This window comes from Kitasatospora sp. NPDC030952 (assembly GCF_055571335.1).
Map to the genome: position 1 here is coordinate 65,516 of NZ_JBVIFM010000001.1, position 13,761 is coordinate 79,276.

General features: G+C 70.9%; 13 protein-coding genes. 2 read left to right on the forward strand and 11 right to left on the reverse strand.

From position 1 onward, the window contains the following. Window positions 1-122: 122 nt before the first annotated feature. Together ACZ47G_RS00350 and ACZ47G_RS00355 are read right to left on the reverse strand one after the other, a co-directional pair. Window positions 123-1,280, reverse strand: a complete 1,158-nt coding sequence (locus ACZ47G_RS00350) for an adenosine deaminase (protein ID WP_465739255.1) — start codon at window positions 1,278-1,280, stop codon at window positions 123-125. Between the two features lie 128 nt (window positions 1,281-1,408). Next, a complete protein-coding gene (locus ACZ47G_RS00355; protein ID WP_465739256.1) occupies window positions 1,409-2,377 on the reverse strand; it encodes a LysR family transcriptional regulator in 969 nt (322 codons plus the stop codon). A 91-nt stretch (window positions 2,378-2,468) separates the two neighbouring features. On the opposite strand from ACZ47G_RS00355, the gene ACZ47G_RS00360 reads away from it, so the two are divergent. Together ACZ47G_RS00360 and ACZ47G_RS00365 are read left to right on the forward strand one after the other, a co-directional pair. Beyond that, entirely contained in the window at window positions 2,469-3,755 is a 1,287-nt protein-coding gene (locus ACZ47G_RS00360) for an MFS transporter (RefSeq protein WP_465739257.1), read from the forward strand. Then, window positions 3,752-4,297: a Uma2 family endonuclease gene (locus tag ACZ47G_RS00365; RefSeq protein WP_465739258.1), complete on the forward strand. Its 546-nt coding sequence runs from the start codon at window positions 3,752-3,754 to the stop codon at window positions 4,295-4,297. The genes ACZ47G_RS00360 and ACZ47G_RS00365 overlap by 4 nt, the downstream gene beginning before the upstream one ends. Before the next feature lie 55 nt (window positions 4,298-4,352). Here the strand turns inward: ACZ47G_RS00365 and ACZ47G_RS00370 are convergent, their stop codons facing one another. From ACZ47G_RS00370 to ACZ47G_RS00410, 9 genes are all read right to left on the reverse strand, one after another. Next, window positions 4,353-4,691 (reverse strand): helix-turn-helix domain-containing protein, encoded by a 339-nt coding sequence (locus ACZ47G_RS00370; protein WP_465739259.1) that lies wholly within the window; start codon window positions 4,689-4,691, stop codon window positions 4,353-4,355. An 11-nt stretch (window positions 4,692-4,702) separates the two neighbouring features. Continuing rightward, window positions 4,703-4,897, reverse strand: a complete 195-nt coding sequence (locus ACZ47G_RS00375; protein ID WP_465739260.1) for a hypothetical protein — start codon at window positions 4,895-4,897, stop codon at window positions 4,703-4,705. A gap of 46 nt (window positions 4,898-4,943) precedes the next feature. Beyond that, a complete protein-coding gene (locus tag ACZ47G_RS00380) occupies window positions 4,944-6,221 on the reverse strand; it encodes a thymidine phosphorylase (RefSeq protein ID WP_465739261.1) in 1,278 nt (425 codons plus the stop codon). Window positions 6,222-6,327: 106 nt separating this feature from the next. Next, complete coding sequence (locus tag ACZ47G_RS00385; RefSeq protein ID WP_465739262.1) at window positions 6,328-6,738, reverse strand: cytidine deaminase; 411 nt, start codon at window positions 6,736-6,738, stop codon at window positions 6,328-6,330. After that, complete coding sequence (locus ACZ47G_RS00390) at window positions 6,735-8,000, reverse strand: ABC transporter permease (RefSeq protein ID WP_465739263.1); 1,266 nt, start codon at window positions 7,998-8,000, stop codon at window positions 6,735-6,737. The genes ACZ47G_RS00385 and ACZ47G_RS00390 overlap by 4 nt, the downstream gene beginning before the upstream one ends. Next, the gene (locus ACZ47G_RS00395; RefSeq protein ID WP_465739264.1) at window positions 7,997-9,151 is read right to left on the reverse strand and encodes an ABC transporter permease; all 1,155 of its coding nucleotides are present in this window, start codon (window positions 9,149-9,151) and stop codon (window positions 7,997-7,999) included. Before ACZ47G_RS00395 ends, ACZ47G_RS00390 begins: the two co-directional genes overlap by 4 nt. 3 nt (window positions 9,152-9,154) lie before the next feature. Continuing rightward, window positions 9,155-10,681, reverse strand: a complete 1,527-nt coding sequence (locus ACZ47G_RS00400; RefSeq protein ID WP_465740005.1) for an ABC transporter ATP-binding protein — start codon at window positions 10,679-10,681, stop codon at window positions 9,155-9,157. A 348-nt stretch (window positions 10,682-11,029) separates the two neighbouring features. After that, on the reverse strand, window positions 11,030-12,085 hold the full coding sequence (locus tag ACZ47G_RS00405; RefSeq protein ID WP_465739265.1) for a BMP family lipoprotein: 1,056 nt from the start codon (window positions 12,083-12,085) through the stop codon (window positions 11,030-11,032). Window positions 12,086-12,339: 254 nt separating this feature from the next. Beyond that, the gene (locus tag ACZ47G_RS00410; RefSeq protein ID WP_465739266.1) at window positions 12,340-13,593 is read right to left on the reverse strand and encodes an amidohydrolase; all 1,254 of its coding nucleotides are present in this window, start codon (window positions 13,591-13,593) and stop codon (window positions 12,340-12,342) included. Window positions 13,594-13,761: the final 168 nt, after the last annotated feature.

Genomic DNA, 13,761 nt, shown 5'->3' on the forward strand with positions numbered 1-13,761 from the left:
CACCGTAGTGACAGGGACTCGCGAGATCCAAAGGGCGTTCACTCACCCGAGTGAGTAGTCGGATGAACGCCAACTTCCGTGCCCGGAAGCCGCGTTCATCCGACCGCAGGGGCCGCCCGGACTCAGCGGCCGCCGGCGCCCGCGCTGAACAGCCACTCCGCCTTGAGCTCGGCGTAGCCCGGCTTGATCACGTCACTGATCATCGCCAGCCGCTCGTCGAAGGGCAGGAACGCGGACTTCATCGCGTTCACCGTGAACCACTCCATGTCGCCCAGCGTGTAGCCGAAGGCGTCCACCAGGTGGCCGAACTCCTGGCTCATGCTGGTGCCGCTCATCAGCCGGTTGTCGGTGTTCACGGTGACCCGGAACTTCAGCCGGCTGAGCAGCCCGATCGGGTGCTCGGCGTACGAAGTGGCCGCCGCCGTCTGGAGGTTGGAGGTCGGGCACATCTCCAGCGGGATGCGCTTGTCGCGCACGTACGCGGCCAGCCGGCCCAGCTCGACGCTGCCGTCCTCGTTCACCGTGATGTCGTCGACGATCCGCACGCCGTGGCCGAGCCGGTCGGCGCCGCAGCACTGCAGGGCCTCCCAGATCGACGGCAGGCCGAAGGCCTCGCCCGCGTGGATGGTGAAGTGGTTGTTCTCGCCCTTGAGGTAGTCGAAGGCGGCCTGGTGGCGGGTGGGAGGGTAGCCGGCCTCGGCGCCCGCGATGTCGAAGCCGACGACGCCCCGGTCGCGGTGGCGGTTCGCCAGCTCGGCGATCTCCTGCGAGCGGGCGGCGTGCCGCATCGCGGTGATCAGGGTGCCGACCCGGATCCGGTGGCCGGCCGCGCGGGCGTTGGCCTCACCGAGGCGGAAGCCCTCCTGGACGGCCTCGACGACCTCGTCCAGGGACAGGCCGCCCTCCAGGTGCTGCTCGGGGGCGTAGCGGACCTCGGCGTACACCACGCCGTCGGCGGCCAGGTCCTCGGCGCAGTCGGCGGCGACCTTGATCAGGGACTCGCGGGTCTGCATGACGGCGCAGGTGTGCGCGAAGGTCTCCAGGTAGCGGACCAGCGAGCCGGAGTCGGCGGCCTCGCGGAACCACTCGCCGAGCTCCTTGGCGTCGGTGGTCGGGAGCCCCTGGTAGCCGGTCGCCGCGGCGAGCTCGACGATGGTCTCCGGGCGCAGCCCGCCGTCGAGGTGGTCGTGCAGCAGGACCTTCGGCGCGCGGCGGATCTGGTCGGGGGTGGGAATGCGCGGGCCGGTGCCCGCGGTGGTGACGGGGATCTGCTTCTCCATTGCGGAAATATAGCCCCTACGCGCGTAGACCGACCACCGGTAACAGCACCGAATGGTCCAAACCGAACCCGGAATTCCACCGCCCGGTCCATAGGATCCGCCAAAGGAGCCGAGGGTGGGCCAAGGCCTCAGTCGTGGTGCAGCAGGCGCCCCCGCCGGGACAGCACGAAGTCCCGGAACGCCGCCACCGGCGGCGTCAGCGGCCGCCCCGCCGCCCAGGCCAGCCCGATCGCCCGGCGGGTCCGCGGTGCCGTCACCTCCAGCTCCACCACCCCGGGCCGCGGCACCAGCGCCGGCGGCAGCAGCGCCACCCCCAGCCCGGCCGCCACCAGCCCGCGCAGGGTCTCGGTCTCCTCCCCCTCGAAGGCCAGCCGGGGCACGAACCCGGCCTGCGCGCAGAAACCGTCCGTGATCATGCGCAGCCCGTACCCGTCCTCCAGCCCGACGAAGGGCTCCTCGGCCACCTCCGCCAGCCGGATCCGCCGCCGCCCGGCCAGCCGGTGGTCGGCCGGCACGGCCAGGTGCAGCCGCTGCTCGTCCAGCGGCCGGGCGGTGAAGGCCGGGTCGTCCGGCAGCGGCGCGACCAGGCAGAGGTCCAGCTCGCCCGCCCGCAGCCGCTCCAGCATCGCCATGCCGTAGTCCTGCACCAGCTGGAACCGCACCTGCGGGTGCGCCGCCCGGAAGCCGCGCAGCAGCGCCGGCACGGCGTCCGGGCCCATCGTGTGCAGGAAGCCGAAGGCCACCCGTCCCACCGCCGGATCCGCCTCCGCCCGGGCCGCCTCCGCGCCGCGCTCCAGCTCCGCCAACGCCCGCTCCACCGAGGCCAGCAGCAGCCGGCCCGCCCTGGTCAGCCGGACCGCCCGGCCCTGACGGGCCAGCAGGTCCACCCCCAGCTCCTCCTCCAATCGGGCCACCGCGCGCGACAGCGTCGGCTGCGGCACCCCGAGCAGCGCCGCCGCCTGGGTCACGTGCTCCAGCCGGGCCACCGCGGCGAACTGCGCCAGCCTGGGCGCCAGCCGGACGGCCGGCTCATCCGGCCCCAACTCGGCCGCCCGGTACCGCTGCTCTGCTCCGTCCGACAGATCCGCCACAGTCATCCCGTCCCACCTCGACCCATACGCCAGTGCATCGATCATCCACTCTTCATGCATTGGACGCATCAAGCGCGCCGGGCCTACCGTCGATGCCATGCAGCCCTCCGATACCAGGGCATCCGTGCCCGCCCCGGATGCCTCGACCGAGCACACCCCCGACCAGGACGACCGCCACCGCCCCGGCCGACCCGGCTTCCGCCGCGCCAACCTCGCCCTGTTCGCCGCCGGGGTCGCCACCTTCGTCCTGCTCTACTCCACCCAGGGCCTGCTGCCGGTCCTCTCGGCCGACCTCGACCTCACCCCCGGGCAGGCCAGCTGGACGGCCTCCGCCGCCACCCTCGGCCTCGCCCTCGGGCTGCTCCCCGCCAGCGCGCTCTCCGACAAGTACGGCCGCACCGCGGTGATGACGGCCTCCGTCCTCGCCGCCTCCGCCCTCGCCGCCGCCCTGCCCTTCGCCCCCGGCCTGACCACCCTGGTGGCGCTGCGCGTCCTCCAGGGCGCCGCCCTCGCCGGACTCCCCGCCACCGCGATGGCCTACCTCGCCGAAGAGGTCCACCCCAGTGCGCTGGCCTCCGCGATCGGCCTGTACGTGGCCGGCAACAGCATCGGCGGCATGGGCGGCCGGCTCGTCTCCGGCTGGACCGCCGCCGCCCTCGGCTGGCGCTGGGGCCTGGCCGCCTCCGCCGCCCTCGCGCTGCTCGCCGCACTCGCCTTCCGGCTGCTGGTCCCCGCCGCCCGGCACTTCACCCCGGCCCCGGTGGACGCCCGCGCCCTCGCCCGCACCGTCGGCCGGCACCTGCGCAACCCGCTGCTGGTGCGGCTGTACGCGCTCGCGATGCTGTTCATGGCGGTGTTCGGCGCGGTCTACAACACCGTCGGCTACCGGCTGATCGCCGCGCCCTTCCACCTGCCGGAGTCGATCGCCGCCTCGATCTTCGTGGTCTACCTGGTCGGCACCGGCACCTCCGCCGCGGCCGGCCGCCTCTCCGGCCGGCTCGGCCGCCGCGGCGCCCTCTACGTCGCCATCGGCGTCACCGCCGCCGGCCTGCTGCTCTCACTCGCCGACTCCCTGGTCTGCGCGCTGCTCGGCCTGGTGCTGATCACCGCCGGCTTCTTCGCCGGCCACGCCACCGCCTCCTCCGCCGTCAGCCGCACCGCCACCGAGGGCCGCGCCCAGGCCTCCGCCCTCTACCTGATCGCCTACTACCTCGGCAACAGCCTCGGCGGCACTCTCGGCGCCGACGCCTACCACGCCACCGGCTGGCCCGGCGCCGCCACCGTCGGCCTCACCGCCATGACCCTCGCCGCCGCCGTCACCCTCTACGCCACCCACCAGGCGCATACCACGAGGCGGATGCCCTCGGTACGCTCCGGAGCATGAGCACCACTCAGAGCGAATACCTGGAGCTACGCCGGATCGCCGACTGCTGGTCAGGAGTTCCGGGCGTCGGGCGGATCGAGGTAACGGAGGGCCACGTCGTCGTATCCCTGCCGCCTGTCGAGCGTCACCGACTGGCGATCGAGCAGATCGCTCAGCAGGTAGCGGCGCAACTGCACCGGACCCACCCCGGGTTCATCGCCAGGTCGGACTCGCGCCTGGAGAGCGTCGGGATGGGCAAACTCATCGGCCCGGACCTACTGGTCTTCCCCGACATTGCCGACGGCCGTGTGATCCCGCCCCATGTCGTCCTCCTGGCCGTCGAAGTCGTCTCGCAATCCAATCCCCGGCGCGACTACCACGGCAAGGTCCACGACTACTCGGCCATGGGCATTCCTCTCTACCTCCTGGTCGACCCCCGCAAGGGCACCGGAATCATCCACGATGGTCCCGGCTACACCTCCCGCGAGGAGTTCAACTTCGGCGACAAGATCACCGTCGGCCCCTGGACCCTCGACACCAGCGTCCTGCGGACGTACGCCTGAGCGCATGTGAAGGAGCCCGTACCCGGTCGACCGGGTACGGGCTCCTTCCGGCACCTCAGGCAGCCGGCGCCTGAAAACGGACGGTGGCCTCGGTGTCGGGCGTGACGTGGATGTCCAGCTCCGCCTCCAGCGCCCCCGCCAGCCGCTGCAGCAGGGGGAGCGTGGGCACGGTGCCGGCTTCCTCGATGCACTCGATCTCGTCCACCGTCATCGCCGCGCGTCGGGCGACCTCGGCCTGCGAGAGGCCGAGAGCCGTGCGGCGGTCGTAGAGAGCCTGCCCGAACGCCATCGAGTACCGGATCTCCAGCCGGTACGCGGCCATCTCGGGACTGTCCTCCACCTGCTCGCCCAGCAGCTCGCGCGTGCGGCGGGTCTTCCACTGTGCGTGGTTCACCACTGCTCTCCTTACCTGACGATCCGGCTGGACTCTTCGCGCACCGGCCCGTCCAGATGTCGCGAATGAGGCTCGTCGAGCGTGGTCGGATACTCGGCCAGATGGTCTACGCGCTCCTCGACCAGGGCGTAGTGCCTCGGCGGAAGCGCGATGAGCCAGTCACGGACTTCCGGTTCGATCTCGACCGTGTAGCGGTCGACTCCCATGCGCGGCAGCGTAAACCACGCTGCCGCGCATGGAGTAATCGGATGACTACGCGATGCGGTCGAGGACGATCGGGTTCGGGGTGAACGCCGTGCCCTCGGGGGCGACCGTGATGCCGTCCTTCAGGGCCTCGATCGCGTAGTCGTAGCGCTCCGGGGTGTCGGTGTGGAGGGTCAGCAGGGGCTGGCCGGCCACGACGGTGTCACCGGGCTTGGCGTGCATCTCGACGCCGGCGCCGGCCTGGACCGGGTCCTCCTTGCGGGCGCGGCCGGCGCCCAGGCGCCAGGCGCAGACGCCGATCGCGTAGGCGTCCAGCTCGGTGAGCACGCCGGAGGCGGGCGCGGGGATGACGTGCTGCTCGCGGGCGACCGGGAGCGGGGCGTCGACGTCGCCGCCCTGGGCGGCGATCATGCGGCGCCAGTGGTCCATCGCGGAGCCGTCCCGCAGCGCGTCGGCCGGGTCCTTGCCGTGCACGCCGGCCGCGGCGAGCATCTCGCGGGCCAGCGCGAGGGTGAGCTCGACGACGTCGGCCGGGCCGCCGCCGGCCAGCACCTCGACGGACTCGCGGACCTCCAGCGCGTTGCCCGCGGTGAGGCCGAGCGGGGTGGACATGTCGGTGAGCAGGGCGACGGTGTTGACCCCGGCGGTGGTGCCCAGGCCGACCATGGTGCGGGCGAGTTCGCGGGCGTCGTCCAGGTTCTTCATGAAGGCGCCGGAGCCGACCTTGACGTCGAGCACCAGCGCGCCGGTGCCCTCGGCGATCTTCTTCGACATGATCGAGGAGGCGATCAGCGGGATGGCCTCGACGGTGCCGGTGACGTCGCGCAGCGCGTACAGCTTCTTGTCGGCGGGGGCGAGGCCGTCGCCGGCCGCGCAGATGACGGCGCCGGCGTCGCGCAGGACGTCCATCATCTCGTCGTTGGAGAGCAGGGCGCGCCAGCCGGGGATGGACTCCAGCTTGTCCAGGGTGCCGCCGGTGTGGCCGAGGCCGCGGCCGGACAGCTGCGGGACGGCGGCGCCGCAGGCGGCGACCAGCGGGGCGAGCGGGAGGGTGATCTTGTCGCCGACGCCGCCGGTGGAGTGCTTGTCGCTGGTGGGCAGCGGCAGCGAGGAGAAGTCCATCCGGACGCCGGAGCGGATCATGGCGTCGGTCCAGCGGCTGATCTCGTGCGGCTTCATGCCGTTCAGCAGGATCGCCATGGCCAGCGCGGACATCTGCTCGTCGGCGACCTCGCCACGGGTGTAGGCGTCGATGACCCAGTCGATCTGAGCGTCGCTCAGCTCTCCGCGGTCGCGCTTGGTCCTGATGACGGAGATGGCGTCCATGCGTGCTCCAAGAGGGGTTTCAGATGCGTCAAAAAGCGTAGAGTGCCGCGAGATGACCGGGTTCCGGCCCACTCGCGACACTCTACGCGCGTAACAAAAGCAGATGCTAGAGCCGCTCCGGCCCGAACGCCTCGGGCAGGACCTCGCTCATCGGCTTCACGCCGGAGGCCAGGTCGACCAGCAGCCCGGGCCCTCCGTGCTCGTACAGCAGCTGGCGGCAGCGCCCGCACGGCATCAGCAGCTCGCCCGCGCCGTCGACGCAGGTGAAGGCGACCAGCCGGCCGCCGCCGGAGGCGTGCAGCGCGGACACCAGCCCGCACTCGGCGCACAGCCCGAGCCCGTACGAGGCGTTCTCCACGTTGCAGCCGCTGACCAGCCGGCCGTCGTCCACCAACGCCGCCGCGCCGACCGGGAACCTGCTGTACGGGGCGTACGCGTGGCTCATCGCCTCGCGTGCCGCCGCGCGCAGCCGCTCCCAGTCGATCGCGGAGGCCGCCGAGGCCTCGGCGGCCGTCACTTGCCCTGGCCCTTGCGGTAGATCTGGCCGTCGGCCTTGGGCATCCGCAGTCGCTGCGAGGCCAGCGCGAGCACCACCAGGGTGATCAGGTACGGCGTGGCGACGATCAGCGGACGCTGCACCTCGTCGGTCAGCGCGTACCAGGCGCCCAGACCGCCGGCCACCACGAAGGAGATCACCGTCGCGGTGAACTTGCGGCGGTACAGCTGCCACAGGGCGAGCAGCGCCATCGCGATCGCGATGATCAGGATCAGCACGTGCACCGACTCCGGGTCCCGCAGCTGGAGGCTGTCGGTGAAGCCGAACAGGCCGGCGCCGACGGCGAGGCCACCGGGCATCCAGTTGCCGAAGATCATCGCCGCGAGGCCGATGAAGCCGCGGCCCAGGGTCTGGCCGTCCTTGTAGAAGTGCGCGGCGACCAGCGAGAGGTACGCACCGCCGAGGCCCGCGAAGGCGCCCGAGGCGATGACCGCCAGGTACTTGTACTTGTAGACGTTGACGCCCAGCGACTCGGCGGCGGTCGGGTTCTCACCGCAGGAGCGCAGCCGCAGGCCGAACACCGTGCGCCAGAGCAGGAAGTAGCTGGCCACGATCAGCGCGGCGGCCAGCACCACGACCACCGAGAGGTTGGTGACCAGGCCGCCGAGCACGCCCGCGACGTCGGAGACCAGGAACCAGTGGTGGTTCTCGATGCTCTTCAGGCCCGAGGACAGCCCCGGCACGGTGATGTACGGCAGCGGGTCCGCCGGCGGGGACTGGTTCTGGCCGGCACCGGCCGAGATGTAGTCCTTGTAGTAGATCCGGTTGACGTACGCGCAGATGCCGGGGATCAGCAGGTTGATGCCGACGCCGGAGACGATGTGGTCGACGCCGAAGGTGACGGTGATGATCGCGTGCAGCAGACCGCCGAGCGCACCGCCGGCCATGCCGGCCAGCAGACCGACCCACGGGTTGACCAGGTAGCCCGCCCAGGCACCGCAGAAGGTGCCGGCGACCATCATGCCTTCGAGGCCGATGTTGACCACGCCGGCCCGCTCGGACCAGAGACCGCCCAGACCGGCCATGCCGATCGGCACGGCGGCGCTGAGCGCGGCGGTGATCTGCCCGGAGGAGGTCAGCGAGTGGTTGCCGGTGGCCATGCCCACGGCGGAGAACAGGACCAGGGCGCCCGCGATCAGGAGCAGGACGACCGGCCAGGACAGCTTGCGCTTCTTCGCGGGCGCGCCCGGCGCCTTCGGACGAGCGGCGGTGGCCGTACTCATGCCGACACCTCCTTCTTCTCAGTGGCCGCGAGCTGGGCGGCGAGCTGCGCGCCGACCTTCTGCTGCTGGCGCTTCAGGCCGTACCGGCGCACGAGCTCGTACGCCACGACGACGCAGATGACGATGGTGCCCTGCATGACCGTGACGATCTCGAACGGGAAGCCGCCCTGCAGCGGCAGCACCGAACCGGTGACGTCCAGGAAGGCGAACAGCAGCGCCGCGAAGGCCATGCCGATCGGGCTGTTGCGGCCGAGCAGGGCGATCGAGATGCCCAGGAAGCCCAGGTTCTGCTGGAAGGTCTGGCCGAAGTAGTACGAGTTCTGCAGCAGCTCGGGCAGACCGATCAGACCGGCGATCGCGCCGGAGACCGCCATCGAGATGATCACCATCTTCTTGACGTTCACGCCGGAGGCCGTCGCGGCGGACTCCGAGCGGCCGGTGGCGCGCAGGTCGAAGCCGAACCGGGTGCGGGTCAGCACGAACTGGAAGACCACGCCGACCAGGACGGCGACGAAGATGAAGCCCCAGAGCGGGCCACCCGCCGTGTCGAGGCTGAAGAAGTGGCTGGACTGCGAGACCGGGCTGGTCTGGATCGAGTTGCTGGTGCCGCTGACCTTCGGGGCGAAGACGCCGGGGACGAGCAGCAGGCCGATGATCGCGAGCGCGATCGAGTTCAGCATGATGGTCGAGATGACCTCGCTGACACCGCGGAAGACCTTCAGCAGACCGGCGATGCTCGCGTACAGACCGCCGACCAGCATGGCGGTGACCAGCAGCAGCGGGATCTGGATGAACGACGGCAGGTCGACCTGGGCGCCGATGTAGGCCGCGAACAGCGCCGCGACCTTGTACTGGCCCTCGACGCCGATGTTGAACAGGTTCATCCGGAACCCGAACGCGGCGGCCGCGGCGGCCAGGTAGTAGGTGGTGGTCCGGTTGAGGATGTTCACCTGGCCGTCCGACTTGCTGGCGAACGTGAGCATCACGTTCCACGCGTCGAACGGGTTCTTGCCCGAGGTCGCCAGCAGGACGGAACAGATCGCGACCGAGAGCAGGACGGCGAGCACGGGCGCCGCCAGGGCGAGCACGATCCGCTCACCGCTGATCCGCTGCGCCAGGCTGCGCTTGGCGGCGGGGTTGGGACTGGTCATGGGTTACTCCCCCGCCTGCGGGTCGTCGGCGGTGTCGGTGTGCGGGTGCTCGGCCGCGGCCTCGGTGCCCTCGGCGGCGATCGCCTGTGCCTCGGCGACGTCCTCCGGAGCGGACTCCAGGTGGCCGGCGGCGGCACCGGTCATCGCGGTGCCGAGGTCCTCGGCGGTGACGGTGGCCGGGTCGGCGTCGGCGACCAGGCGGCCGCGGTAGATGACCCGGATGGTGTCGGAGAGACCGATCAGCTCGTCCAGGTCGGCCGAGATCAGCAGGACGGCCAGGCCCTCGCGCTGGGCGGTCCGGATGTGCTCCCAGATCTGCGCCTGCGCACCGACGTCCACCCCGCGGGTCGGGTGGGCGGCGATCAGCAGCTTGGGCTGGTGGCTCATCTCGCGGCCGATGATCAGCTTCTGCTGGTTGCCGCCGGAGAGCGAGGCCGCGGTGACCTCGATGCCGGGGGTGCGGACGTCGTACTGCTCGACGATCCGCCAGGTGTCCTCGCGGGCGGCGGCCGGCTTGAGCAGCACACCGCTGGAGTTGGGCGCCTCGGTGACGTGGCCGAGGATCCGGTTCTCCCAGAGCGGGGCCTCCAGCAGCAGGCCGTGCTTGTGGCGGTCCTCGGGGATGTAGCCGATGCCGGCCTCGCGGCGGGCCCGGGTCAGGGTGCCGGAGAGGTCCTTGCCGTCCAGGACGACGGTGCCGCCGTCCAGCGGCAGCATGCCCATGATGGCCTCGACCAGTTCGGCCTGGCCGTTGCCCTCGACCCCGGCGATGCCGAGGATCTCGCCCTTGTGGATCCGCAGCGAGATGTCGTCCAGGACGACGCGCTCGATGCCCTCGGAGTCGGTCTTGGCGATCCGCAGGTCCTTGACGTCGAGCATCTCGGCGGTGGTGACGGTCGACTCGCGGCTCTCCGGAGAGGGCAGCTCGGCGCCGACCATCAGCTCGGCCAGCTGGCGCGCGGTGACGGCCTTCGGGTCGGCGTCGCCGACCGTGGTGCCGCGCCGGATGACGCTGATCGCGTCGGCCACCGCGAGCACCTCGTGCAGCTTGTGCGAGATGAAGATGACGGTGACGCCCTCGGCCTTGAGGTCGCGCAGGTTGTCGAACAGCGCGTCGACCTCCTGCGGGACGAGCACGGCCGTGGGCTCGTCGAGGATCAGGATCTTGGCGCCGCGGTACAGCACCTTGAGGATCTCGACGCGCTGGCGGTCGGCGACGCCGAGGTCCTCGACGAGCGCGTCCGGGCGCACGCCCAGGCCGTACTGGTCGGAGATCTCCTTGATCTTCGCCTTCGCCTTGGCCCCGATGCCGTGGAGCTTCTCGCCGCCGAGGACGACGTTCTCCAGCACGGTGAGGTTGTCGGCGAGCATGAAGTGCTGGTGCACCATGCCGATGCCGCGGGCGATGGCGTCGCCCGGGGTGTGGAACTCGCACACCTCGCCGTTGATCGCGATGGTGCCCTCGTCCGGCTTCTGCATGCCGTAGAGGATCTTCATCAGCGTCGACTTGCCGGCGCCGTTCTCGCCCATCAGGGCGTGCACGGTACCGGTGCGGACGGTGAGGTTGATGTCGTGGTTGGCCACGACTCCGGGGAAGCGCTTGGTGATGCCGCGCAGTTCGACGGCCGGTGTCGCCGTCCCCGCGCTGGGGGTGCCGTCCTTGCGCAGGGGGACGGGATCTGATGCGGTGATGGCGGTCTCCTGGTGGTCTGGAGGCGCGTCGTTGCGCTCGGAGGGCCAAGGGGGGAAACGGGGAGACGGAACGGGGCCCGGGGGTACGCGTTGAGCGCACCCTTCCGGGCCCCTCCCGTGAACTGTGTCGATCATCGCCCGGCCGGGCAGGCGGCGGGCGCAGGTCGCGTCCGAGACGCGCGGGCCTTACTGGGCCGGCGCGGTCGGGATGGTGGTGGCACCGCTGGTGATGGAGTCGGCGGCGGCCTTCAGCTTGTCCTGGATGTCGTCGATCTTGCCGCCGGTGGTGGCGAGCGAGACACCGTTGGCCTTCAGATCGAAGAGCTTGATGCCGGTGAACGGCGTGCCCTTCTTGACCGAGTCGATGTACGAATACACCGCGGTGTCGACGTTCTTGACCATCGAGGTCAGGATGCTGTTCTTGAACTTCGACAGGGCCGGCTGGCTGGCCTGGTCGGAGTCGACGCCGATGGCGAGCTTGCCCGCGTTGGCGACGGCCTCGATGGCACCGGCGCCGGAGGAGCCGGCGGCGGAGTAGATGACGTCCGCGCCCTTGTCGAGCTGACCCTGCGCGGCTTCCTTGCCCTTGTCGGGCGCGCTGAAGCCGGTGAAGTCCGGCGGCGTGGTCAGGTAGGTGGTCTCGATCTGGATGTTCGGGTCGGCGAACTTGGCGCCCGCCTTGTAACCGGCCTCGAACTTCTTGATCAGCTCGGACTGGACACCACCGATGAAGCCGATGTGGTGGGTCTTCGACTTGTTCGCCGCGGCGACACCGGCCAGGTACGAACCCTCCTGCTCGGCGAAGAGCAGCGAGGTGACGTTGGACGGCTGGTCCTTGTCGTTCGAGTCGATGATCGCGAACTTGACGTTCGGGTTGTCCTTGGCGACCTTGTTGACCGCCGGCTGGTAGACGAAGCCGACCGCGATGACGGTCTTGTAGCCGGCGTCGACCAGGTTCTTGAGGCGGGTCTCCTTGTCGGCCTCGGCCTCGCCCGGCTTGGCCTCGGCCTCGGTGACGGCGACGCCCAGGTCGGACTTGGCCTTGTCGAGACCACGCGCGGCGGAGTCGTTGAAGGACTGGTCGCCACGGCCGCCGATGTCGTAGGCCATGCCGACCTTGAGAGCATCGGACGAACCCGAAGAAGCGTTACTGTCAGTGCTCTTTGCGCCGCAAGCGGCGAGCGAGGCCATGCCCAGGGAACCCGAGAGCACAACCGCGGCGAGCTTCATTGAACGGCGCAAGGGAGTATCTCCTTCTCACACGCACCCGTTTAGCGTGGTCGGACGCCACCGTAACGCGCGTAGAACACGGTTGTGTTACGGGGTGCCAGAGCATTCGGGTTGTTATCAAACCGTGGTCTGAAGGCCTTCCGAAGGCTCTATTTCCCGTACGCGGACGGTGATCCGAGATTGGTCCGGCCCAGTTTACGGAACGGTTCGTAACCCCGGATCTCAACGACCTGATCACGGGAGGGCCACATACCCCCAGGAATCGGTCAGATTCGGTCGCCCTCCAGGGCCAGCGCCGCGAAGAGTTCCACGCCCACGCCGATCGCCCGCTCGTCCACGTCGAACCGGCCCTGGTGCAGGTCACGGATGGTGACGTCACCGGGGGTGCGGACGCCCAGCCGGGCCAGTGCGCCCGGGGCGTGCTCCAGGTACCAGGAGAAGTCCTCGCCGCCCAGGCTCTGTTCGGTCCCCTCCACCACCTGGGCGCCGCCCTGTCCGAACCGGGCGGTCATCGTCTCCTCCAGCCGCGCGACCGAGACCGCCTCGTTGACCACCGGCGGCACCCCGCGGTGGTAGTCCAGCGTCCACTTGGCCCGGTAGGTCTCGGCGACCTTGGCGATCAACTCGTGCAGCAGGTCCGGCGCCTCCCGCCAGCCGTCCAGCTCCAGGCAGCGGACGGTGCCCTCCAGCTCGGCGTGCTGCGGGATGACGTTGGCCGCGGAGCCGGAGGCGATCCGGCCCCAGACCAGGCTGACGCCCCAGCGCGGGTCCATCCGGCGGGCCAGCGCGGCCGGGAGGTCGGCGGCCATCCGCGCGATCGCGGTCACCAGGTCGGTGGTCAGGTGCGGGCGGGCGGTGTGCCCACCGGGGCCGTCCAGGTGCAGCACCAGCCGGTCGCAGGCCGAGGTGATCGCCCCGACCCGCAGGGCGATCCGGCCGACCTCCACCTTCGGGTCGCAGTGCACCGCGAAGATCCGGCCGACGCCGTCCATCCCCCCGGCGTTGATGACGTCCAGCGCCCCGCCCGGCATGACCTCCTCGGCCGGCTGGAACACCAGCCGGACCGGGCGGCGCAGCTCACCGGAGCGGACGGCCTCGGCCAGCACCAGGCCGGTGCCGAGCACCACCGAGGTGTGCACGTCGTGACCGCAGGCGTGGGCCCGGCCGGGGACGGTCGAGCGGTACGGCACGTCGGTCTTGGCGTCGTCGATGGGCAGCGCGTCGATGTCGGCGCGGAAGGCCAGGAACTCCGTCCCCGGGGCGGTGCCGGCCGGGACGATGTCGACCAGCAGGCCGGTGCCGCCGGGCAGCACCCGCGGCTCCAGGCCCGCCGCCGCCAGCCGGTCGCGCAGCAGGTCGGTGGTGCGGAACTCCTGGCGGCCGAGCTCCGGGTGCCGGTGCAGATCACGGCGGAAGGCGATCAGCTCGGGCTCCAGCGTCCGGACCCGGTCGCGCAGTTCGGCGGCGGGGCGTGCGACGGCGGGAGTGGCGCCCGGCTGAGCGGGCTCAGGACGGTTCATCTCCCCAAGAATAGGCCCGTTGGGGGGATTTGGCCCGACTTCCGGAAAATTAGTCCCCGGATGGGTGCATACCGGCCGGACAGGTGGGTATGACATCTCGTTTCTGCCGCCTTCCCCGGATTGCTTGCCCTGTGCAACGATCACCCGGGCCGGTGGTCACGGCCCCCA